At 71.7% G+C, this 20,846-nt stretch carries 18 protein-coding genes; 5 read left to right on the top strand and 13 right to left on the bottom strand.

Translation table 11 applies throughout. From position 1 onward, the window contains the following. Positions 1-76: 76 nt before the first annotated feature. Genes L2C96_RS42340 through L2C96_RS42300 form a run of 9 tightly spaced genes read right to left on the bottom strand, consistent with a single transcriptional unit; the run spans position 77 to position 9,582 of the window. On the bottom strand, positions 77-1,543 hold the full coding sequence (locus L2C96_RS42340) for a dihydroorotase (RefSeq protein ID WP_237340084.1): 1,467 nt from the start codon (positions 1,541-1,543) through the stop codon (positions 77-79). 25 nt (positions 1,544-1,568) lie between these two features. After that, positions 1,569-2,915 carry an FAD-dependent oxidoreductase gene (locus tag L2C96_RS42335; protein WP_237340083.1) on the bottom strand — a complete coding sequence of 449 codons (1,347 nt, stop codon included), beginning with the start codon at positions 2,913-2,915 and terminating at the stop codon, positions 1,569-1,571. Then, positions 2,915-3,544, bottom strand: a complete 630-nt coding sequence (locus L2C96_RS42330; protein WP_237340082.1) for an aspartate/glutamate racemase family protein — start codon at positions 3,542-3,544, stop codon at positions 2,915-2,917. Before L2C96_RS42330 ends, L2C96_RS42335 begins: the two co-directional genes overlap by 1 nt. Next, positions 3,544-4,875 (bottom strand): MmgE/PrpD family protein, encoded by a 1,332-nt coding sequence (locus tag L2C96_RS42325; protein WP_237340081.1) that lies wholly within the window; start codon positions 4,873-4,875, stop codon positions 3,544-3,546. Before L2C96_RS42325 ends, L2C96_RS42330 begins: the two co-directional genes overlap by 1 nt. Continuing rightward, positions 4,872-5,573 carry an ABC transporter ATP-binding protein gene (locus L2C96_RS42320; RefSeq protein ID WP_020417740.1) on the bottom strand — a complete coding sequence of 234 codons (702 nt, stop codon included), beginning with the start codon at positions 5,571-5,573 and terminating at the stop codon, positions 4,872-4,874. The genes L2C96_RS42325 and L2C96_RS42320 overlap by 4 nt, the downstream gene beginning before the upstream one ends. Next, positions 5,560-6,294: an ABC transporter ATP-binding protein gene (locus tag L2C96_RS42315; protein WP_237340080.1), complete on the bottom strand. Its 735-nt coding sequence runs from the start codon at positions 6,292-6,294 to the stop codon at positions 5,560-5,562. The genes L2C96_RS42320 and L2C96_RS42315 overlap by 14 nt, the downstream gene beginning before the upstream one ends. After that, entirely contained in the window at positions 6,291-7,337 is a 1,047-nt protein-coding gene (locus L2C96_RS42310) for a branched-chain amino acid ABC transporter permease (RefSeq protein ID WP_020417738.1), read from the bottom strand. Before L2C96_RS42310 ends, L2C96_RS42315 begins: the two co-directional genes overlap by 4 nt. Beyond that, positions 7,334-8,341 (bottom strand): branched-chain amino acid ABC transporter permease, encoded by a 1,008-nt coding sequence (locus tag L2C96_RS42305; RefSeq protein ID WP_237340079.1) that lies wholly within the window; start codon positions 8,339-8,341, stop codon positions 7,334-7,336. Before L2C96_RS42305 ends, L2C96_RS42310 begins: the two co-directional genes overlap by 4 nt. Next, positions 8,338-9,582, bottom strand: a complete 1,245-nt coding sequence (locus L2C96_RS42300; protein WP_237340078.1) for an ABC transporter substrate-binding protein — start codon at positions 9,580-9,582, stop codon at positions 8,338-8,340. The genes L2C96_RS42305 and L2C96_RS42300 overlap by 4 nt, the downstream gene beginning before the upstream one ends. Before the next feature lie 216 nt (positions 9,583-9,798). Between L2C96_RS42300 and L2C96_RS42295 the strand changes: the two genes are divergently transcribed. The 4 genes from L2C96_RS42295 (at position 9,799) to L2C96_RS42280 (ending at position 14,225) form a co-directional block, all read left to right on the top strand. Continuing rightward, on the top strand, positions 9,799-10,977 hold the full coding sequence (locus tag L2C96_RS42295) for a CaiB/BaiF CoA transferase family protein (protein WP_237340077.1): 1,179 nt from the start codon (positions 9,799-9,801) through the stop codon (positions 10,975-10,977). Further along, positions 10,974-11,783 (top strand): HpcH/HpaI aldolase/citrate lyase family protein, encoded by an 810-nt coding sequence (locus tag L2C96_RS42290; RefSeq protein WP_237340076.1) that lies wholly within the window; start codon positions 10,974-10,976, stop codon positions 11,781-11,783. The genes L2C96_RS42295 and L2C96_RS42290 overlap by 4 nt, the downstream gene beginning before the upstream one ends. After that, a complete protein-coding gene (locus L2C96_RS42285; RefSeq protein WP_237340075.1) occupies positions 11,780-12,595 on the top strand; it encodes a cyclase family protein in 816 nt (271 codons plus the stop codon). Before L2C96_RS42290 ends, L2C96_RS42285 begins: the two co-directional genes overlap by 4 nt. Positions 12,596-12,821: 226 nt before the next feature. After that, complete coding sequence (locus tag L2C96_RS42280; RefSeq protein ID WP_237340074.1) at positions 12,822-14,225, top strand: MmgE/PrpD family protein; 1,404 nt, start codon at positions 12,822-12,824, stop codon at positions 14,223-14,225. A gap of 57 nt (positions 14,226-14,282) precedes the next feature. Here the strand turns inward: L2C96_RS42280 and L2C96_RS42275 are convergent, their stop codons facing one another. Beyond that, positions 14,283-15,332 carry a zinc-binding dehydrogenase gene (locus L2C96_RS42275; protein ID WP_237340073.1) on the bottom strand — a complete coding sequence of 350 codons (1,050 nt, stop codon included), beginning with the start codon at positions 15,330-15,332 and terminating at the stop codon, positions 14,283-14,285. Positions 15,333-15,463: 131 nt separating this feature from the next. On the opposite strand from L2C96_RS42275, the gene L2C96_RS42270 reads away from it, so the two are divergent. After that, on the top strand, positions 15,464-15,676 hold the full coding sequence (locus L2C96_RS42270; RefSeq protein WP_237340072.1) for a hypothetical protein: 213 nt from the start codon (positions 15,464-15,466) through the stop codon (positions 15,674-15,676). 444 nt (positions 15,677-16,120) lie between these two features. Here L2C96_RS42270 and L2C96_RS42265 read toward each other — a convergent pair whose 3' ends face one another. The 3 genes from L2C96_RS42265 to L2C96_RS42255 all read right to left on the bottom strand — a co-directional run bounded on the left by L2C96_RS42265 (position 16,121) and on the right by L2C96_RS42255 (position 20,405). Beyond that, positions 16,121-16,618, bottom strand: coding sequence for a DUF4262 domain-containing protein (locus L2C96_RS42265; protein ID WP_039791402.1), 498 nt, complete (start codon positions 16,616-16,618; stop codon positions 16,121-16,123). 98 nt (positions 16,619-16,716) lie between these two features. After that, positions 16,717-18,462 carry an FAD-dependent oxidoreductase gene (locus L2C96_RS42260; RefSeq protein ID WP_237340071.1) on the bottom strand — a complete coding sequence of 582 codons (1,746 nt, stop codon included), beginning with the start codon at positions 18,460-18,462 and terminating at the stop codon, positions 16,717-16,719. An 8-nt stretch (positions 18,463-18,470) separates the two neighbouring features. Further along, positions 18,471-20,405 carry a maleylacetate reductase and hydroxyquinol 1,2-dioxygenase domain-containing protein gene (locus tag L2C96_RS42255; protein ID WP_237340070.1) on the bottom strand — a complete coding sequence of 645 codons (1,935 nt, stop codon included), beginning with the start codon at positions 20,403-20,405 and terminating at the stop codon, positions 18,471-18,473. Positions 20,406-20,846: the final 441 nt, after the last annotated feature.

The following is a 20,846-nucleotide window of genomic DNA, read 5'->3' as shown; positions in this document are numbered from 1 at the left end:
GGATCGGGGGCGGGGGAGGTCTGGTTGGGGTAGTCGGCTGCTTTGCGTTGCCGGGCGGCGGTTGGTGTTGTGGTTCTTAGCGGCCGCGCTTCAGGAATTGTCCTTGCGGCTCGCCTTGGATCTTGCCGTCCGCGTATACGTGGTTTCCTCGCACGAAGGTGTCCGTGACTCGTGCAGTCATTTCGAAGCCCTCGAACGGGGTGTACTCCTGGGTGCTTTCCGAGTCGGCCGCCCGCACGGTCCACTGGACGTCCGGATCCACCAGGGCGAAGTCCGCGTCGAAGCCTTCCGCGATCTTTCCCTTGCGCAGCAGGCCGTACCGCTGCGCGGGATTCCACGACAGCAGTGCGGCGATCTTCTGCAGCGACAGGCCCCGCTTCGTGCCCTCGCCCACCAGGCCGGGCAACAGGTACTCCGCGCCGCCGAAACCGGACTTCGCCAGGAAGACGTCCTCCCGGTCCGAGCCGAACTTCAGCTCGTCCCGGCAGCACGCGTGGTCGCTCACCACCCAGTCCACCTCGCCCGCCAGCACATGCCGCCACAGGGCTTCCACGTCCTCGCGCTCCCGCAGCGGCGGGTTGACCTTGCCACCGATCCCGGACGCTGTATCAACATCCGCCAGCAGGTGGCCGATCGTCACCTCGCGGCGGAAGTCGATGTGCGGGAACGCCGACGCCATGGTCAGCGCCGCCGACAGGGCCTTCTCCGACGACAGGTGCAGCAGGTTGATGTTCGGCAACCCGGTCTCGTGCGCCAGGTACGACGCGATCGTCACCGCCAGGCCCTCCGAGTGCGGCGGACGCGACGCCGAGTACGCCCGCAGCCCGGTCAACGAGCCGTCCTGCTCGACCATCTTCGTGTACGCCGTCATGATCTCCGCCGTCTCGCAGTGCAGCGACAACGACAGGTGCGGCGCGTACTCGGTCAGGATCTCCCGCGCCTTCTGCACCCCGCGCATCACGAACTCGAAGTGCGCGATGTCGTAACGCTCGTCCGGCGGGATCATCAGGAAATCACTCTGGCTCGTCGACCGGCCGTGCAGCCCGTGCGAACCGTAGAACATGAAGATCTTGAACGACGTGACGCCGTGCTCCTCGACGAGGAACGGGATCTCCTCGATGTGCTGCGCGCTCATCGGCGCCAGGTGGAACGCGTAATCGACGTACGCGTTGCCGGCGGACTTGCTCAGCACCTCCGGGAAGAAGTCCCGGTAACTGCCGCCCTTGTTCAGGTAGTACTGCCCGGTCCGCATGTAGGTCAGCGACGTCGTCACGCCGCCCTGCGCGCTCGCCCGGCTTTCCGTCCGCGTGTCGGTCGACAGCTCGTTGTAGATGCCCCAGTGCTGGTGCGCGTCGACCACGCCGGGGAACGCCAGCAGGCCCCGGCCGTCGATCACCCTGGCAGCGTCGTCGGCGGGCAGGTCCGGCGCCACCCGCGTGATTGTGCCGTCGTTGACGGCGATGTCCAGCAGTTCCGGCTCGCCGTCGGGGCCGTCGGGCCGGACCACCCGGACGTTGCGGACCAGCAGTTCCGTCGTTGCCATCTCTCGTTTTCCTCCGCGTGATCGATCAGGCCGGGCGACGTGCGACGTCGTTCGCGGCCAGGTACGCCAGCCCGAAAGCCGGCAGGAGCCCGTTGCCGGGCAGGTATCCGGCGGCGCCGTGACCGGAGATGCCCGCCGCCGCGCCGCCCGCGGCGTACAGGCCGGGGATCGGCCGGTCCTGGGCGTCAACGACTGCGGCGTTCTCGTTCACCAGCAAACCGCCCTGGGTGTGGAAGAGCGCGGGCACCACCCGCACCGCGGCGAGGCGGCCGGACAGCGGGCGTTCCCAGTTCGTGCGGCCGAACGAATCCGCGCGCTCACCGCGGGCGATCGCGCCGGCGACGGCCAGTTCGTCGGCCAGCTCCGGCAAACCGGTCACCGCGGTCAGCTCCTCAGCGGAGTCGGCCCACACGAGCGCGCCCGACGCGACCGTGTCCCGGAAGTCCTGGAACGGCTGGCACTGCTCGAAAATCGTCTCGTCCAGCACGATCCAGCCGGTCGCGCCGGGCCGGGCGGCCAGTTCGGCGGCGTACTCGGAGTAGCCGCGGGTCTCGTCGCCGAAGCGGCGGCCCGTCGTGTCCACCAGGACCGCGCCGTGGATGATCGTCGCCCAGCCGACCAGCGTGCCCGCGTTCGCCGCGACCGCGCCGTGGCCCTGGTAGGCGTCCAGGTAACCCACCGCGGCGCCGAGCTTCTCGCCGATCCGCAACGCGTCGCCGAGCGACTGGTCACTGCCCTGGTACAACGCGTCCGCGATCTCCGGCAGGTGCCGGGCGACCAGGTCGCGATCGGCGCCGAACCCGTTGGTGGCCAACAGGACCGCGCCGGCCGGGATCTCCTCCTCCGCACCGTCCGGGTACCGCACCACCGCGGCGCGGACACCGCCGTCACCGGTGAGCACGTCGACCAGCTTCGCCGGCGCGAGCAGCTCGATGTTCTCGTGCTCGGCGACCCGCCGGGCCAGGTGGTCGATGACCCCGGAGCCGTGCCGCCCCGGGATCGAGTGGCAGCGCGGCACCGCGTGTCCGGGGTAGTTGAAGTCGGTGACCAGCGACAACGGCAGCCCCGCCGAATCCGCCAGCCACTCCACCAGCGGCGCGCTCACCTCCGCCAGCGTACGGGCCAGCCGCGGATCGGCCTTGCCCTTCGTCTTGGCCATGATGTCGGCGACGAACCGCTCGGGCGAGTCGTCGACACCGGCCTCGGCCTGCCAGCGCGAACCGGCGCCGGGGAACATCGCGGTCGACATCGACGTGTTGTTGCCGCGCCGGAAGTGCTCGCTGGCCTCGACCACGACCACGCTCAGCCCGAGTTCGGCGGCACGCAGCGCACCGGCCAGGCCGCCACCGGCACCCGCGACGACGAGATCCATCACGCCTCCACCGCCAGCAGCCGCAGCGCCAGCGCCGTCGGGTCGACGATCCGGGCAGGCAGGTCGGCGGGTTCGACGTCCACCGCCGAACAGCCGTTGATGACCGCGGTCGCGCCCAGCGACGCCAGTTCGCGCACCGCGGCGCCCAGCGCCCGGTTCCACGTGCCGGTGTCGGCGATCGCCTCGAACGGCAGGTCCAGCACGCGCGTGCCGGCGAAGTAGGGGCTCAGCCCGTAGGCGGCGATGCGCTTGCCGAACTCGGCGGCGATGGCCTCGTTGCGCACCACGGCGCCGAACCGCACGCCCTTGCCCGCGAGGTAGGTCGCGGACAGCTTCAGCAGCCCGTGCACCGGCCGCGGATCCGCCGCGACGGTGTCCGGCACCGCCGGGTCGAGCACGCAGTCCGGGAAGGCCAGGTCGTAGCCCTGCCCCGCCCGGGCGAGCGCGGCGGCCACCTGGCGTTCCGAGGCCCGCACGGACTCGTCGGTGTCCAGCGAGGCCGGTGCGGCGGCGCCGACGTCGACGAGCTCGACCTCCAGGCCGGGCGGGGCGAGCCGGTCGTAGCGGGCCTGCCGCCGCCGGATCTCCTCCGCGGGCAGGTGGATGGGCGTCACCGCGAGGGCACGCATCAGTTCAGCTCCTTCTCGTCCGGCCCGGCCAGCCCGCGCAGGGCGTCCCCGGCGCGGGCCAGGCCGGGCAGCTCGTGGCTGACCGCGACGGCGCGGTCCACGAGCCCGGGCTGCCGGGGCAGCCACGTCTTCAGCAGGGCGACCAGGTCGTCCTCGCCCAGCGGGTGGTGGTCGGCGTCGCCGACCGGGTTGGGCACCTCGCGGGTGAGCGTGGTGCCGTCGTCGAAGGCGACCGTGACCCGCGCGGCGCGTTCGGCGGGCAGCCGGGCGGTCAGGTCGTCGGCCGCGACCAGCCGCACCCGCCGCGCAAGCGTTTGCACCGCCGGGTCGTCGAGGGCGCTGTCCGGGCCGACCCGCCCGGTCAGTGCCGCGGTGGCGACCACGAACGGGGTGGAGAACATCGCCGACAACCGGTTCGTCCAGTCCGTGCCGGTGAGCCCGGCGCCGAGCGCGTGGGACTCGACGAGGATCGACGTGATGCCCGCCGCCGGGAACTCGCCGCGCAGCGCGAGGACCGCGTCGGCTGCCGGGTGGGTGAACGAGCAGGACGCGTGCCGCTTGAAGTAGCCGTGCTGGATGTCCCACCGCGTCCCGAGACCGGCGGTCAGCTCGCCGGGGTCGAACGAGCCGAGCAGTGTGCCGAGGGACAGCGCCGCGGTGCCGGTGTTGCGGGCCATCCCGGCGGCCGCCATCCGCGCGGCCGCGAGACCGGAGGTCGCCGAAGCGCCCATCCAGGCGTTGCGCACCGGGTTGCCGGTGGTCGCCGAATCGAAGTGACCGGCGATCGCCATGCCCGCCGCGGTGTCGATGGCCGCGGCGGTCTGCTCCGCGTCGAGCCCCAGCAACCGCGCGCACCCGGCCGCCGCGCCGGGCACACCCCAGCTGCCGTGCGGGTGCGCGCCGGGTGTCAAGGACGTCGCGCGACCGAACCGCGACGCCACCTCGTAAGCCGCGAGCAGCGCCGCCGCGGTGTCGGCGCCGGCGCTGTCCAGATCCGCGGCCAGCGCGAGCACCGCGGGGAACCCGTGCGCGGCGGGGTGACCCTTGGCGTACTTGTTGCCCTCGTCGAGCTCCAGCGACACCAAGGCCATCCCGTTGAGGAACGCCGCCGCGTCGACGGTCACCGACCGCCCGGCGCCGATCAACGGCGCCGGCCCGTCCGGCGCCCGCCACGCCGCACGCAGCGCCCGCTGCTCCGGCTGCGCCGCGCCGACCGCGGTCACCCCGAGGACGTCCAGCAGGACCAGCGCGAGCCGGTCCCGCACCACGTCCGGGGTGTCCAGTTCGGACACCCACGCGCCCAGCTGTCGAGTCGATTCGGCCGCTGTCACAGTCCCAGGTACGCCTTTCGCACCCGGCTGTCGCCGGCGAGTTCCGCGCCGCTGCCGGACAGCACGGTCGACCCGCTCTCCAGCACGTACGCGCGGTCCGCGATCGCCAGCGCCTGCTTGGCGTTCTGCTCGACCAGCAGCACCGACACCCCGTTGTCCCGGATCCGCCGCACCGCTTCGAGCATCGTCCAGGTCAGCTTGGGTGACAGGCCGGTCGACGGCTCGTCCAGCATCAGCAGCTTCGGCGCCGCCATCAGCGCGCGGGCGATCGCCAGCATCTGCTGCTGACCACCGCTGAACGTCTGCGCGATCTGCGTGCGCCGCTCGGCGAGGACCGGGAACAGCTCGTAGACCTCGGCCAGCGACTTCGCCGCCTGCGCCGGGGTGCGCGTCCACGCGCCCATCCGCAGGTTCTCCTCGACGGTCAGCGTGCCGAACAGCGCCCGGTCCTCCGGCACGTGCACGAGACCGTCGCGCACGAGCTGGTCCGGACGGCGGCCCGCGGTCGGCGCGCCGTTGAACGTGATGCTGCCGGACAACGCCTTCAACTGGCCGCAGATGCTGCGCAGCGTCGTGGTCTTGCCCGCGCCGTTCGCGCCGACCAGCGCGACGATCTCGCCCTCGCCCAGGTGCAGGTCGATGTCGTGCAGGATCCGCATCCGCCCGTACCCGGCGCACACCTTCTCAAGCGTCAGCATGGGTCGGCTCCTCACCGAGGTAGGCGTCGATGACACGCGCGTCGCTGGTGACCTCCTGCGGCGACCCGACGGCGATGACGCGGCCCTGGTCCAGCACGAGCACGCGGTCGGCCAGCCGCATCACCGCGGCCATGATGTGCTCGATGAACAGCAGGGTCACGCCCTCCTCCTCACGCAGCCGCGCCAGCAGGTCCAGCACCGGTTCGCGTTCCGCGGGCACCAGCCCGGCGAGGACCTCGTCGAGCAGCAGGACTTTCGGCCGCGTCGCGAGCGCGCGGGCCAGTTCGAGCCGCTTGAGACCGGCCGTCGGCAGCTCCGGCGCGGCCCGGTGGGCCCACGGCCCGAGCCCGACCCGCTCGACCACCTCCAGCGCGTGTTCGCGCAGCTTGCGCCTGCCGAACCGGTGGTGCTGCGCGGCCAGGCAGACGTTCTCCAGCACGGTCATGCTGGAAAACGGCCGCATCAGCTGGAACGTGCGCACCATCCCGGCACGGGCGATGCGGTCCGGCGCCCGGCCGGTGACGTCCTGACCAGCGAACGCCACCCGGCCGGTGTCCGGGGCCAGCGCGCCGGAGACGACGTTGAACAGCGTGGTCTTGCCCGCGCCGTTCGGCCCGATGATGCCGAGGATCTCCCCCTCGGCCACCTCGAAGTCCACATCGGACAGCGCACGCAGCCCGCGGAAGGACTTGCCGACCCCGTCGGCCCTGACGATGCTCATCGACGCCACCTCGCCGCGATCGTTCCGACGATGCCCTTCGGCAGCAGGCGCACGATGAGGATCAGCAGCACCGCGTACAGCACCACGTCCAGACCGCTGCGGCCCTGCAGGAAGCCCAGGAACTCCGGCGGGGTGCGCAGCAGTGTCGCCGTCACGTCGGTGAGCGAACCGACGATGATCGCGCCCACCACCGGGCCCCAGATCGTGCCGATGCCGCCGATCACGACCGGCACGATCGCCTGGATCGACACCGCCGAGCCGAAACCCAGCTCCGGGTTCACGAACAGGTAGTACTGGGTGTAGAAGGCGCCGGCGACCGCGGTGATCGCGGCGGACAACGCCACCGTCATCAGCTTGTGCCGCATCACCGGCGTGCCGAGCGAGGCCGCGGCCAGCTCGTCGTCCCGGATCGCCGTCACGTACTTCCCGGCGCGGGAGTGCAGGAACACGATGCTGATCGCGACCGCCGCACCGGCCAGCACCAGCGCGACCCAGAAGTACGCGGGCGAGTCGGCCTCGAACTGCAGCATCCACAGCGACGAGTCCGGGATCAGCGGAACGGTGAAGCCGACGGCCTTGTTGGCGAACGCGCTGCTGGTCACGATCAGCCGCAGCATCTCGGCGAAGGCGAACGTGGCGAGCGCGAAGTACGCGCCCTGCAGCTTGTAGCGGAACGAGAAGTAGCCGATCAGCACGGCGGCCGCCGCGGCCACCGCCATCCCGGCGACCATCCCGATCCACGGCGACACGTTGTGCTTCACCAGCAGGTAGGCACTGGTGTAGGCGCCGAGGCCGAAGTAGGCCGCGTGTCCGAAGCTGAACATGCCGCCGAAACCGCTCATGATGTTCCAGCCGACGGCCATCAGCAGGAAGATCAGGATCCGCACGGCCACCGCGCCCTGCGCGGGCGGCAGGATGAGCGGCAGCGGGATCGCGACCAGCACCAGCACGGCGAGGATCGCGAGCTGCCGGTTCTGCGGGCGCAGCGGCGGTGCCTTGACCTTCTCCGCGCCGGCCGGCCCGGCGATGGTGATGGTGCTCATGCGCTCCTCCTTCCGAAAAGCCCCTGCGGGCGCAGGAAGAGCACGAGGATGAACACCACGAACACGCCCAGCAGCGAGGACTGCCCGCCGAGGTAGATCGTGGTGAGCTGCTCGACCAGCCCGATCAGCAGGCCGCCGACGAGCGCGCCCACCACGTTGCCCATCCCGCCGAGCACCACCACGACGAACGCGGTGATGTTGAACTGCTCGCCCAGCGTCGGGGTCACGGTGACCAGCGGTCCCGCCAGCGCGGCGGCCGCACCGGCGCACGCGGTGCCGATCGCGAAGGTGAGCGTGTGGATCCGGCGGACGTTGATGCCGACCAGTTCCGCGCCCGGCCCGTTCGCGGCGACCGCGCGGATCGCCGTGCCCAGCCGGGTTCGCCGCAGCAGCCAGTACAGCAGCGCGCCGAGCAGGATCGCGCCGAGGAACGCGTAGAGCCGCGAACCCGCGACGACCGCGCCCAGCAGCGGGAACTGGAAGTCGCCGGGCAGCGCGATGGTCTTGGGCTCGGCGCCGAAGAACATCAGCAGCCCGTTCTCCAGCAGCAGCGACAGGCCCAGCGTGATGAGCAGCTGGTTCTCCAGCGAGCTGCCGCCGGTGCCGGACAGCAGTCCACGGTGGACGGCCGCGCCGATCAGGAACAACGCCGGGATGGCGATGACCAGCGTCAGGTAGGGGTGCATGCCGGTGGCCTGCACCATGCCGAAGGAAATGAACATCGCGACCGCGAGCAACGCGCCGTGCGCGAAGTTGACGATGTCCAGCACGCCGAAGATCAGCGTCAGGCCCATCGCGATCAGGCCGTACAGACCGCCGGTCAGCAGGCCGGTGACGACCGACTGCCAGACCACCAGCCCGCTGCCCGACTGCAGCAGCGCGACGACGATCGCGACGACGAGGACACCGCCGACGACACCGGCGCGGCCGAGGAAACCGCGGTCCTTCTTCTGGGGTGGGGAGACTTCGGGGGCGAGCGCCGCCCCCTGTGCTGTTTCGCTCATGGCCGCCACGTCACCTGGTACTCGGGCCGGGATTCGGCTTTCTCCGGGGGATAAACCTGCTTGACCTGGCCGTCCTGGATCTGCATCAGGACCGCCATGGCGTTGCGGTTGTCGCCGTTGGGGGCGAACTGGATCGGGCCCGCGCCCACGGTCAGGGGTGCGACCTGGGCGGCGGCGATGGCATCGCGGACCTTCTCCGGATCGGTGCTGCCGGCCTTCTCGACCGCCTGCGCGATCACCTGGACCGCGTCGTAGGACAGCACCGCGCCGGTCCGCATCGGATCGCCGTAGGTGCGCTGGTACTGCTCGCGCAGCGCGACGGTCTGCGGGTTGGTCGCGTCATAGTGGTAGTTGGTGCTGAAGTACAGCGCGCCGAGATCACCGGCGTCGGTGACGAACTTCGGCTGGTCGAAGGCGCCGTTGGAGACGCCCCAGACCGCGTTGAGATCCGGTTTGACCGAGGCGATCGCCTTGGCGGCCAGCAGGCTGTCGCGGTAGTAACCGGCCACCGCGAGCACGTCCGCGCCGGACGCCTTGACCTGCGTGACCTGCGCGGTCAGGTCGCTGACGCTCGCCGCGTCGTAGCTGATGTTCGGGCCGACCTCGATGCCCAGCTGCTCGGCCGCCGCGGTGAACGCCTCCGCGGCACCGCTGCCGAAGTCGCTCTGCTCGTGCAGGAACGCGACCTTCTTGACCGGCTTGCCCGCCTGCTGCGACACCTGCTGGAGGTACTGCGCGGCCGCCGTCGCGATGACCTTGCTGCCCGGCTGCACGCGGAACACGTACTTGTAGCCGTGGGCGTAGATCGCGTCGGAGGCGGTCACGTCCGCGACGAACGGGACGCGGTTGCGTTCCGCCACCACGGCGACGTTCGTGCTGACCGCGCTCTGGTAGGTGCCGACCAGGCCGACCGCGCCGGCCGAGATCAGCCGCTGCGCCTCGCTCTGGCCGATGTCGGCCTTGCCCTGGGTGTCCCCCGTGACGAGCTCGACCTTGCGGCCGCCGAGGGACTTGATGCCGCCTGCCGCGTTGATGGCGTCCACCGCCATCTGGGCGCCGCGGCGCATCTGCTGCCCGTCCACCGCATTGGACCCGCTGACCGGGTGCAGCGCGCCGATCTTCACCGGGCCCTCGTCGCGTCCGGCGGCCGCGCCCGCGGCCCCCATCGGAGCCGAGCCCCCGCAACCGGTCGCGAGCAGGGCGCACGCACCGAGCGCGGCGATGAGCTTTCGCGCGGACATGTCACCTCGTTCCGCTTAGAGAAACATTGGGAGTGATGCGGGTTATCGTGACACCCGCCTCCACGCCAGGTCAATATCCAGTCATAACTTGACGGAGCGCCGTTATCAGTGCGAACTTGGTGACCAGCGCGATGCGTCGGCGACGAAACAGGATGTTTACCGATGTTCCTCCTGGCGAAACGACGCTCGCCGGGATGAGAAAGGCAGGTACGCCCCATGACGGGCGCATTGTCCGGGATCCGGGTACTCGACACGGCCACCCTCTTCGCCGGCCCGCTGGCGGCGACGCTGCTCGGCGACTTCGGCGCCGAGGTGATCAAGATCGAGCACCCGAAGGGCGATCCGGTCCGCAGCCACGGCGCCCAGCGCGACGGGGTCGGCCTGTGGTGGAAGATGCTCGGCCGCGGCAAGAAGGCCGTCACCCTGTACCTCGGCGCGCCCGAGGGGCAGGAGGTGTTCCGGAAGATGGTCGCCGACGCCGACGTGGTGATCGAGAACTTCCGGCCGGGCACGCTGGAACGCTGGGGCCTGGGGTACGACGAGCTGCGCGAGATCAACCCGGGCCTGGTGCTCGCGCGCGTCACCGGGTTCGGCCAGATCGGGCCGTACGCGAAGCGGCCCGGGTTCGGCACGCTGGCCGAGGCGATGAGCGGGTTCGCGGCCATCACCGGTGAGCCGGACGGGCCGCCGACGCTGCCGCCGTTCGGTCTCGCCGACGGGATCGCGGCGCTGACCACGGCCTACGCGATCATGACGGCGCTGCGGGCGCGGGAGCAGACCGGGCGCGGGCAGGTCGTCGACCTGGCGATCATCGAGCCGATCCTGACGCTGCTCGGGCCGCAGATCATCGCCTACGACCAGCTCGGGCAGCTGCAGGAGCGCACCGGGAACCGGTCGGTCAACAACGCGCCGCGCAACACCTACCGCACGCGCGACGGCAGCTGGGTGGCGATCTCGACCAGCGCGCAGACGATCGCGGAACGGGTGATGCGGCTCGTCGGGCGCCCCGAGCTGATCGACGAGCCGTGGTTCGCCTCGGGCGCGGAACGGGCGAAGCACGCGGATCTGCTCGACGAGGCGGTCGGGTCGTGGATCGCGCAACGGGACCGCGACGAGGTGGTCAAGGCGTTCGAGGAGGCCGAGGCGGCGGTCGCGCCGATCTACACGGCAGCGGACGTGATGAGCGACCCGCAGTTCGCCGCGCTGGGCACGATCGCGACGGTCGACGACGACGAGCTCGGGCCGGTGAAGATGCAGAACGTGTTGTTCCGGCTGTCCGAGACGCCGGGGCGGATCACGTCGGCAGGCGCCCCGCTCGGCGCGCACACCGAGGAGGTCCTGGGCCGGTACGGGGTGGATGTCGCCGCGCTGCGGGAAAAGGGCGTCGTGAAGTGATTGCCCGCAGCTGGCTGTACGTGCCGGGCGACCGGCCGGACCGCATCGGCAAGGCACTGGCCGGGCCCGCGGACGCGGTGATACTCGACCTGGAGGACGCGGTTTCGGCTGCTGCCAAGGACTTCGCGCGGCGGACCGTGCTGGAGACGCTGGCGTCCGCGTCGGCTTTCGTGCGGATCAACGCGCCCGGGACCTCCGCCGGTGAGGCGGACATCCGCGCGCTGGCAGCGGTTGAGGGGCTCGCTGGTGTGCGCGTGCCGAAGGCCGAGGATCCGGGCGAGCTGCGCCGGGTCGCCGACGCACTCGGGGTGCCGGTGTACCCCGTGCTGGAGTCGGCGCTGGGGGTGGAGAACGCGTTGGCGCTGGCGACCGCGCACCCGCTGGTGGCCGGGATTTCCCTAGGGGAGGCCGATTTGATTGCGGACCTGCGGGTGCGGGATTCCGGCGCGCTGGCCTGGCCCCGTTCGCGGGTCGTGGTGGCGGCGCGGGCGGCCGGGTTGCCGAGCCCGGTGCAGAGCGTGTGGACGGCGGTGCGTGACCTGGACGGTCTGCGCGCCTCGACGGTCGAGGGGCGGAACGCCGGGTTCTTCGGCCGGTCGGTGATCCACCCCGCGCAGATCCCGGTGGTGCACGAGGTGTGCGCCCCGGATCCGGCCGAGACGGCGTGGGCGCGTGAGGTGCTCGCCGCGGAGGAGTCGGCCTGGATCGACCGCAACGGACAGTTCGTGGACGCCGCGATCGTGGCGCGCGCCCGGTGGGTGCTCGAGATCGCGGACCAGTACGTGAAGGAAGGCAAGGGTTCATGACACAGGATGCGTTGCTGGCGGCGGTGTCCGGCGGGGTGCGGTTGATCGAGCTGGGTCAGCCGTTCTTCACCGGCATGCCGACCTCGCCGAACCATCCCGGGTTCCGGATGACGTTGATCCGCAGGCACGGGGACATGGAGCGCGCGGACGGCGGTTCGGCGGCGAACGAGATCATCGTGACCGGCGGGCACGTCGGCACGCACATCGACGCACTGTCGCACGTGAGTCATTGCGGGAAGCTGCACGGGGACGTGGACGCGGCGGAGGCCCAGCAGGGTGGCGTGTTCAAGACCCACGGCGCGGAGAACCTGCCGGGCCTGCTGAGGCGGGCGGTGCTGCTGGACGTGGCGGCGGTGCACGGGGTGCCGGTGCTGGAGGCGGGTTACGGCGTGACGGCGGAGGACCTGGAGGCGGCGGCGAAGCTGGCCGGCGCCGAGCCGGGACCTGGTGACGTGGCGTTGATCCGGACGGGCTGGGCGCGGAAGTTCTCGGACCCGGTGGCGTACATGGGCAAGGAGTCGGGCGTGCCGGGCGCGGACGTGTCGGCAGCCACGTGGCTGGCCGCGCGGGGAATCGTCGCGACCGGCGCGGACACGACGGCGTACGAGCAGATCCCAGCCGGCGCGGGGCACGCGGTGCTGCCGGTGCACCGGGTGCTGCTGGTCGAGTCGGGGATCTTCATCATGGAGCACCTGAACCTGGAGGAGATCGCCGAGTCGGGCGTGCGGGAGTTCGTCTTCATGCTCGCGCCGCTGCGCATCGTCGGCGGCACGGGCTCGCCGGTGCGCCCCCTCGCGGCGGTGGCGGCATGACGCGCCCGTTCCTGCCCGCCCGTCCTCGGCGGCACAGGCTCGCCGCTGCGCCCACTTTGCGGCGGTGGCGGCATGAGGCGCTCGTTCCTCCCCCCATCCTCGGCGGCACCGGCTCACCGCGGCGCCCACTTTGCGGCGGTGGCGGCATGACGCGCCCGTTCCTGCCCACCCCACCACCCATCCTCGACACCGGCACGCCGGTGCAACCCCTCGCGGCGGTGGCGGCATGACACAAACAATCGTGCAGCGGCTGGCGGAGTTCGCGGCCTCGGTGCGGGCGAAGGGCCTGCCGTCCGAGCTGCGGAACGATGCGGCGCGGCGGGTGCTCGATGTGCTGGGCAACAGCCTGGCCGCGACGTCGGAACGCCCGGCCGCCGCGGTCGGCGCCCTCGTTCGTGAGTGGGGCGGGTCCGGCCGGGCGACGGCCATCGGGTCCGGCGATCGGCTGCCGGAGCCCAGTGCGGCCCTGGTCAACGGGACACTGGCGCACTCGCTGGACTTCGACGACACCCACCTGCCGTCGGTGCTTCACCCTTCGGCGTCGGTGGTGCCCGCGGCGCTCGCGGTCGCCGAGGCGCGTGGCTGCTCAGGCGCGCAACTGCTGGACGCGATCGGCGTCGGCGTCGAGATCACCGTGCGGCTCGGCATGGCCGGGTACGACTCCGAGCTGGGCAATTCGGTGTTCTTCGAGCGCGGCCTGCACGCCACGGCGATCTGCGGCGCGCTGGGCGCGGCGGTGGCGTGCGCGATGTTGTCCGAAGTGGACGAAGATGGCATCGCGGACGCATTGGGGATCGCGTCGAGCATGGGGGCGGGCCTGCTGGAGGCGAACCGCACCGGCGGCACCGTGAAGCGCGTGCACTGCGGGTGGGCGGCGCACGCGGCGGTGACGGCCGCGGGCATGGCGCGGCACGGCATCACCGGCCCGCCGACCGTGCTGGAGGGCCGGTTCGGTCTGCTGCAGGCGTTCTGCGGGGACCAGACCGACGTAGACGCGATCACCCGCGGGCTCGGCGACGAGTGGGAGCTGCCCGGCATCTTCTTCAAGCCCTACCCGTGCAACCACTTCACGCACGCCGGCATCGACGCCGCGCGGCGGTTGCGGGAGCGGGGCGTGGCGGTCGAGGAGATCGAGTCGCTGGAGCTCGGCGCGCCGACCGCGGTGCTGCGCACGATCGGTGAGCCGCGGGAGGACAAGATCCGCCCGCGGTCCGGCTACCACGCCGCGTTCTCCGGCCCGTACACGGTGGCCGCGGGCTTCCTCGGCGGCGGCGGACTGGGCGTCTTCCACGACGACTTCACCGACGCGGCAGCGACTTCCCCGGAACGGCTGGCGTTGGCGGCGAAGGTGACCTGCGTGCCCGACACCCGGTGCGACGAGATCTTCCCGCACCAGTTCCCGGCGGTGCTGCGCGCGCGCCTGCGGGACGGCCGGACGCTGGAGGAACGGGTGGACGCCAACCGCGGCGGGGCGGCGAACCCGCTGTCCGCCGAGGAGCTGGCGCTGAAGTTTCGCCTGAACGCGACGCGCGTGGTGTCCGCGGAGGCGGCGGAGCGGATCACCGAGCTGACGTACGGCCTCGCCGGGCTCACGGACCTCGGTGAGCTGACCCGCCTCCTGCGGGCCTGAACCGCTGGTGGTGACCGCACCGGACCTGTGGCGCGCTCGCGGGTCCGGTGCGGGCGGTCAGGGGACCAGGACCAGTCGAATGGGGTTGCCCTCCTTGCGTTCCAGGTGCTCGACGGCGGTCGCGGCGTCGGCGAGGGGGTAGGTGCCGCTGATGCTGCGGCTCCATTCCAGGCGGTGGTAGCGCGCCAGCTCGATGAGCTGCTCGACCGCGCCCGGCTGGGAGCCGTAGTGGCCGAGCAGGCGCTGGCCGCGGTAGCTGAATCCGATGCCGTCGGTGACCGTGAGCGGTTTCGGGGTCAGCCCGACGAGCACGAGACGCCCGCCGAGGCCGAGGCAGCTCACGGCCTGCTCCCGGACCGCTGGCACGCCGGCCATGTCGAACGCCACGTCCAGCCCGAAACCGCCGGTGAGGGCGAGGATCTGCTCGCGCAGGGTGGGGTCGCCCGGGTCCAGCGCGAGGTCGGCGCCGAATTCCAGTGCCCGTTCCCGCGCCGCTTCGAGCGGATCCACCGCGACGATCGGGGCGGCGCCGATCAGCCGGAGCAGCTGCACCGCGTGCGCGCCGAGCCCGCCCGCGCCCCACACGCCCGCCGGCCGGGCGGGCTGGGCCTGGCCGGTGCCGGTGACCGCGCCCCACGGGGTGGACACGGCGTCCGGCACGATCGCGGCCTGCACGAACGGCAGGTCGTCGGGGATCGGGATGAGGGTGTGCTGGCTGGCGAGGGCGTACTCGGCCCAGCCACCGTCGTAGTCGACGCCGCGGGTGCGGACCTGCAGGCACGGGTCGCGGAAGCGCACGCAGTTCGGGCACTGGCCGCACCGCTCCCCCGCCTCCAGTGCGACGCGCTGGCCCTCCCGCCACCGGTCCGGCACGTCGGGGCCGATCGCGTCGATCTCGCCCGCGACCTCGTGGCCGAGGGTGACCTCGGGGGTTTCGAGGAAGAGCGGCGTGAGGGTGCCGTCGATCAGGTGGGCGTCGGACAGGCACACCCCGGCCGCGCGCACCTTGATCCGGACCTGGCCCGGCCCGGGTTCGGGTACCGGCACCTCGCGGACGTCGAACTTGCGCGAGCCGATCTCCAGCCTCCCGGCCAGCATGGTGGCCATGCGGGTCCTCCCGTCGTCGCGGCGGCGTTACCCCAGATGGTGTCCCAGGCGCGTGATTCTCACACGTGACTTCCTCCTTCTTGGCACGATCGGTGGCAGAATGGGAGTTGACCGGACTGGGGAGGTCGCTCATGGTGCTCCTGGTGGTTTTCGTCGGCATCATCGGTTTGCTGCTGGTCGCCGCGGGGGTGCACGACCTGCGCACCCGCCGGAAGCGCCCGGTGAAGCCCTGGGCGACGGACGAGCTGGTCGAGCACCGCCGCGACCTGCACGCGGCGCAGGGCGTGGACTTCCGCGTGCGCGACCTCAGCTGGATGGCCGTGCACCGCCGCAAGCCGCGGTGATTGTTCGTGGCCGGCGCCCGGCGTGTGCTGGGGCGGGTTTCAGGGTTTACGAAGCGGGCGGCAATGGGTCAAGCGTTGCGGCCAGGGCGAGTGGGCCGAGCAGCCTCTGGTGCTAGGTGGCTGTCCGCGGGCGGGCGCGACGCGACCGCCTGCCACTGTGGCCCCGGCGAGTGGACTGAGTGCGCCACCACCGCCAGAGCGAGTGGCTGCAGGCACGGCGCCATGGGCGAGGGCATTTTGGCTGCTTGCGGGCCGCGGCCGCGGCCCGAGCGCCTGGCTGGCACTACACGCGGGGCGAGTCGGCTAAGTGCGCCACTGCGGGCGGCGAGCGCGCGAGGCGCGCGCCACTGCGGGCGGGGCGAGTGCGTTAGGCGCGCACCCTACGGGCGGGGCAAGTGCATTACGCGCACGCCGTTGCGGGCGGGCGTGTGGGCGCCGTGCGGGCTAAGGCCAGGGTGGGGTGGCCGTCTGCATGAGGACGGCGCCGGCGCGGGGGCCTAGTACTGGTTGGCGTCCGCCGGGGCCTTGCCAGCCTGCGCGCCATGGCCAGCGGCCTTGTGCGTCGGCGTGGACGAGTTGTGTTGCGCGCACCTCGGGGCCGTACAGGTCGACCGCGGTGCGCAGGTGCACGGACGGCACCTCGACCGCCACGGCTTCCAGCAGCAGGTTTCCCGGGCCCGGTAGGCGCTCCCCCGGCGCCAGGTCCGGCTCGCCCGTTCGGAGCAGGTGCGCGGCGACCTCGTTGAGCACGTCGCGCGCCCGGTGGGGCTCCATGGCTGTCACCACCAGCTCCGGTCTGCCCCGGCCCGTCAGTCCCGCCGTGTAGGCCCACGGCGGCCGATATCCGTTGCCCTCGAACGAGATCACCGCCCAGCCGTGCTCGGCGATGATCTCGCACAGGTGTCGCAGGTGCCCGCCCGGCCGGTCGCACTTACCGCACATCGTCTCCCCCTCGGAGTTCGGGTGGCTGTGCGATCGACTATGCAGGGCGGCACCGACAAAAAGACAGTCCCGCCCCCGGCGCATTCACCCGATCGTGGCTAATTGGGGGAAAATTGACGGTGCAGCACCTGGTTCAGCACATCACGGAGAACCCCAACGTGCCCGGACGGCACATCGGACACGGATCGCCAGGCCACGTAGCCATCCGGACGAACCAGGAGACATCCGGCCTCATCGAGGTCCGACACCCGGCGCCAGTCACCGTAGGCATCACGAGCACCGGCATCACCGATGCGCACCGCCCGCAGCGACAGCTCCTCGGCCGCGGAAACCCAGCCACCACCGGCGAGACCGGTCACCACGGTGAACTCGCCACGGCCAACGAGATCCAAAGTAGACAGACGCTCGCCGTGCTCGTCCACCAGCCACGCGTGCGGCAGCTTCGCCCCGGGCCTGGTCGAGGGCTGGTGGAACAGCTCCGGATCCCGCTCCCACACCTCCGGCGGGGCGTCGTCCGGGATCACCGCCCCCGACGCGTACCGCTGGTTCAGCTCGACGCCGTGCGCGTTGAACTCGTAGTTCTTCAGCTCGATCGCCTCGTGCAGCGCCTGCCGCCGCTTGACGCCCTCCGGATCGTCCGCCCGGCACGCCGCCAGCCCGGCCACGATGCCCTCGTCGTCACCACCACCGGCGATGCCCAGCGCGGCGAAGATCGGCCCGAACTGGTCGCGGCTCAGGTTCGCCCGGTCCACGATCTGCCTGCCCACCGGCGCCCGCTCCGCCGTGTAGGTGTCGAGCAGCCCCGGCCCCGCCTCGCCGCGCAGCACCATCGCCAGCTTCCACGCCAGGTTGTAGGAGTCCTGGATGGACGTGTTGGACCCGAGCCCGTTCGACGGCGGGTGCCGGTGCACCGCGTCGCCCGCGCAGAACACCCGGCCACGCGAATACTCGGTGGCGTAGGAGTGGTTGACCGTCCACAGTGAAGTCGAGGTGATCTCGACGTCGACCGAGGCGTCGCCGACCAGGTCGTGCACGATCTGCCGCGCGGTCGCCTCGTCGACCTCCGGCGGCGGCTGCTCGATGTCGTAACCCCAGGTCAGCAGCCACTCGTCCCACGGCCGCACCATCCGCACCAGCCCCATTCCGATGCCGCCGAGGTGCGCGCCGGGCCGCATCACCCAGTACAGCACGCTCGGCCGGTGCGCGACGTGCCGCGACAGGTCGGCTCGGAACACGATGTTCATGCTCCCGGCCTTGCCGCTCTGACCGGCGATCGGCAGCCCGATCTGCTCGGCCACCAGGCTGCGCCCGCCGTCCGCGCCGATCAGATACCGCGCGCGCACGGTGAACTCGTCGCCCCGCACCCGGTCGCGCAGCCGCGCCGTCACGCCGTCCGCGTCCTGTTCCAGCGACAGGAATTCGGTGTCGAACCGCACCTTCGCGCCGCGCGCCGCGGCGTTGCCGATCAGGATGGGTTCCAGGTAGGTCTGCGGCAGGTCGATCATGCCGCACGGACTGGCCGCCGCGTATTCGCTGAGCGACCGCGGCCCGGTGCCCCACGTGCGGATGCGGCCGATCTCGTCCCCGGCCAGCGACGTGCACAGGACGGTGTCGCCCATCAGTTCCTGCGGGGTGCCCGCGGCGAGCGCCTCCTTCTCGACGCCGGCGTCCCGCAGCACCTCCAGCGTGCGCTGGTTGGTGATGTGGGCGCGCGGGGTGTTCGCGACCCAGCCGTACTTGCTGACGAGCAGCGTGTCCACGCCGTAGCCGGCCAGCAGCAGTGCCGCCGATCCGCCTGCGGGTCCGCTGCCGACGACCAGGACGTCGGTGTCGTAGGTCTGCATGGAAACTCCTAGCGCGCGATGCGGAAGGTGAACTCGAGCAACCGCCACTCGCCGTCGACGGCCCGTCCGTCCGGGGTGGGGCCGTGCCGCGGCACGAAGTCCACGACGAGGGAGTCCTTGACGCCGAAGACGGTGTCGCCGCGCCCCGACGAGGCGTCCAGGTACGGCCCGCCCTTGACGAACAGCTGCGTGATCAGCTGCTGGTGGCCCGGCGCGTTGATCATGAAGTGCACGTGCGGCGCCCGCCACGGGTGCCGCCCGGTGGCCGCGAGCATCTGCCCGACCGGGCCGTCCTCCGGGATCGGGTACTCGTTGGGCAGGATCGACCAGAACCGCACGCGGCCGTCGGCGTCGCTGCGGAAGCGCGCCCGCAGCACCGGCCCGTCGAGGTCGGGCAGCTGGACGTCGTAGTAGCCGTCCTCGTTGGCCTGCCAGACGTCGACGACGGCGTCGGGGACGGGCTTGCCGTCGGGGTCGGTGACGCGGATGTCCGCCCACATCGGCGTGCCGGGCAGTCCCCGGGCGATGTCGGTGCCCTGCTCGGCGGCCGGCGGGCCCTCGACGTAGAACGGGCCGAGCACCGCCGAGGGTGTGGTGTCCGGGGTGCGGGAGTTGGTCAGGACGTCGACCGCGCTGGACACCCCCAGCACGTCGGAGAGCAGCACGAACTCCTGCCGCGTGTCGGTGGTGATGTGGCCGGCGCGGGTCAGGAAGTCGATGGCGTACTGCCATTCGTCCTGGGTGACGTCGTTGGCGGTGACGTAGTGGTGCAGGTGCCGGACGAGGTCCGTGACCAGCTGTTTCGCGCGCGGGTCCGGCGTCTGGTCGAAGCTCGCGACGACCTGCCGGGTGAGCCAGCCCAGGTCCGGCACGGCGCGTCCGCCGCCCGGGCGGCGGGTGCCGTGCCACGCCTGCCGCAGCAGGTCCTCGATGCCCTCGCGGGTCAGCTCGCGCGGGTTCGGGTACGGCTTGGCGGTGGCGAGTTCGGCCGCGTGGGGAACGTCGTCGAGGCTCATGCCCAGCTCCCGCAGCGACGTCGGCCCGCCGCAGCGGACGACGAGGTCGTGCACGCCGCTGGGCGCGTCGGTGGTGCCGAGCGCCGCCGCGATGCGGGTCATGACCTCGGTCGCGGCCGGGGCGTTGTAGGCCATGGCGTGCGGGAGGATCACCGTGTGGGTCTCGGCGTGCGGCAGGTCGAACGAGCCACCGAGAGTGTGGCAGAGTTTGTGGTGCAGGCTCATCCCGACGGTGGCCAGGCAGGTGCCGGCGAGCCACGCGGCCTGCAGCAGATCCGCCCGCGCGTCCACATCGGACGGTTCGTCGACGAGGACGGGCAGCGACCGGGCGATGCGGGTGATCGCGTCCAGGGCCATGCCGTCGACGATCGGGTTCGCCTGCGGTGCGTACAGCGCCTCGACCGCGTGGGCCATCGCGTTGATGCCGCTGGTGACCGAGACGGCGACGGGCAGCCCGAGGGTCAGGTCGACGTCGTAGATGACCGTTTCGGGCAGGATGGCGGGTGAGGACCGGGTGGTCTTGCGGCCGTTCTCGGTCTCGCCCAGGACCGGCGTGACCTCGGAGCCCGCGTAGGTGGTCGGCAGGATGACCTGCGGCAGGTCGGTACGCACGGCGAGCGCCTTGGCCAGCCCGGTGGTGGAGCCGCCGCCGATCGCGACCAGGCAGTCCGCTTGGTGTTCGGTCAGGACCGCGAGGGCCTGCTCGGTGACCTCGACGGGCGTGTGCATGGCGGCGCCGTCGAACTCCGCGGCGAGCAGCGGTCCCAACGCGTCGCGCACCGGCTGCGCGGCATCGTGGAGTGGCGGGCTGGACAGCAGCAGCACCCGAGTGCCACCGAGCCGCGCCACCTCCTCGCGCACCTGAGCAACCGTCCCCGAGCCGAAAACGACCCGAGCCGGATGAGCCGAGTAGACGAAGCCCCGCATCGCGCTCCACTCCCTTGACACCGACGTGTCGACCAGTATCGGCTGTGGTGGGGAGCGGCGCCTGCACGGAATGCGCGTTCTTCGGCACAAAAGAGGCGCGAAGCGGCCTTGGGCTTTGAACCCAAACGAAGCTGGGTGGTCATCCCGTCGCCTGACACGCAACGATCACCTTGAGCCAGGGCCGCAACCTGCGTGCTTTCCGGCGGCCGAACATGCCAACCTTGCGGCCCTGGCTCAAGGTGATATGCACAAACCGGAAGGCGACGGGATGACCACCCGGCGACCACCTCCCCAAGGCAAGACGAGGCACCCAACCCCTGGTCATCCCGGAGCCTGCCCGTCCGGCGAGGACTCTTTTGATCTTTAAACCCGCGCCTTCGCGCGGGAAAAGCGCCTCACGGCGCTCGAACGGTCACCTTCCGACCACCCCCGCCCCCGATG

It is taken from the genome of Amycolatopsis tucumanensis, assembly GCF_021654135.1.
GTDB lineage: Bacteria > Actinomycetota > Actinomycetes > Mycobacteriales > Pseudonocardiaceae > Amycolatopsis_E > Amycolatopsis_E tucumanensis.
This window is presented reverse-complemented; position numbering and strand designations above follow the sequence as displayed.

Bases quoted from the DNA above. Each gene is read 5' to 3' on its own strand.
- L2C96_RS42260 (WP_237340071.1), bottom strand. From the start codon at position 18,462: ATGCAGACCTACGACACCGACGTCCTGGTCGTCGGCAGCGGACCCGCA.
- L2C96_RS42270 (WP_237340072.1), top strand. From the start codon at position 15,464: ATGGTGCTCCTGGTGGTTTTCGTCGGCATCATCGGTTTGCTGCTGGTC.
- L2C96_RS42265 (WP_039791402.1), bottom strand. From the start codon at position 16,618: ATGTGCGGTAAGTGCGACCGGCCGGGCGGGCACCTGCGACACCTGTGC.
- L2C96_RS42295 (WP_237340077.1), top strand. From the start codon at position 9,799: ATGACGGGCGCATTGTCCGGGATCCGGGTACTCGACACGGCCACCCTC.
- L2C96_RS42330 (WP_237340082.1), bottom strand. From the start codon at position 3,544: ATGCGTGCCCTCGCGGTGACGCCCATCCACCTGCCCGCGGAGGAGATC.
- L2C96_RS42275 (WP_237340073.1), bottom strand. From the start codon at position 15,332: ATGGCCACCATGCTGGCCGGGAGGCTGGAGATCGGCTCGCGCAAGTTC.
- L2C96_RS42310 (WP_020417738.1), bottom strand. From the start codon at position 7,337: ATGAGCACCATCACCATCGCCGGGCCGGCCGGCGCGGAGAAGGTCAAG.
- L2C96_RS42255 (WP_237340070.1), bottom strand. From the start codon at position 20,405: ATGCGGGGCTTCGTCTACTCGGCTCATCCGGCTCGGGTCGTTTTCGGC.
- L2C96_RS42320 (WP_020417740.1), bottom strand. From the start codon at position 5,573: ATGCTGACGCTTGAGAAGGTGTGCGCCGGGTACGGGCGGATGCGGATC.
- L2C96_RS42285 (WP_237340075.1), top strand. From the start codon at position 11,780: ATGACACAGGATGCGTTGCTGGCGGCGGTGTCCGGCGGGGTGCGGTTG.
- L2C96_RS42305 (WP_237340079.1), bottom strand. From the start codon at position 8,341: ATGAGCGAAACAGCACAGGGGGCGGCGCTCGCCCCCGAAGTCTCCCCA.
- L2C96_RS42300 (WP_237340078.1), bottom strand. From the start codon at position 9,582: ATGTCCGCGCGAAAGCTCATCGCCGCGCTCGGTGCGTGCGCCCTGCTC.
- L2C96_RS42280 (WP_237340074.1), top strand. From the start codon at position 12,822: ATGACACAAACAATCGTGCAGCGGCTGGCGGAGTTCGCGGCCTCGGTG.
- L2C96_RS42335 (WP_237340083.1), bottom strand. From the start codon at position 2,915: ATGGATCTCGTCGTCGCGGGTGCCGGTGGCGGCCTGGCCGGTGCGCTG.
- L2C96_RS42340 (WP_237340084.1), bottom strand. From the start codon at position 1,543: ATGGCAACGACGGAACTGCTGGTCCGCAACGTCCGGGTGGTCCGGCCC.
- L2C96_RS42315 (WP_237340080.1), bottom strand. From the start codon at position 6,294: ATGAGCATCGTCAGGGCCGACGGGGTCGGCAAGTCCTTCCGCGGGCTG.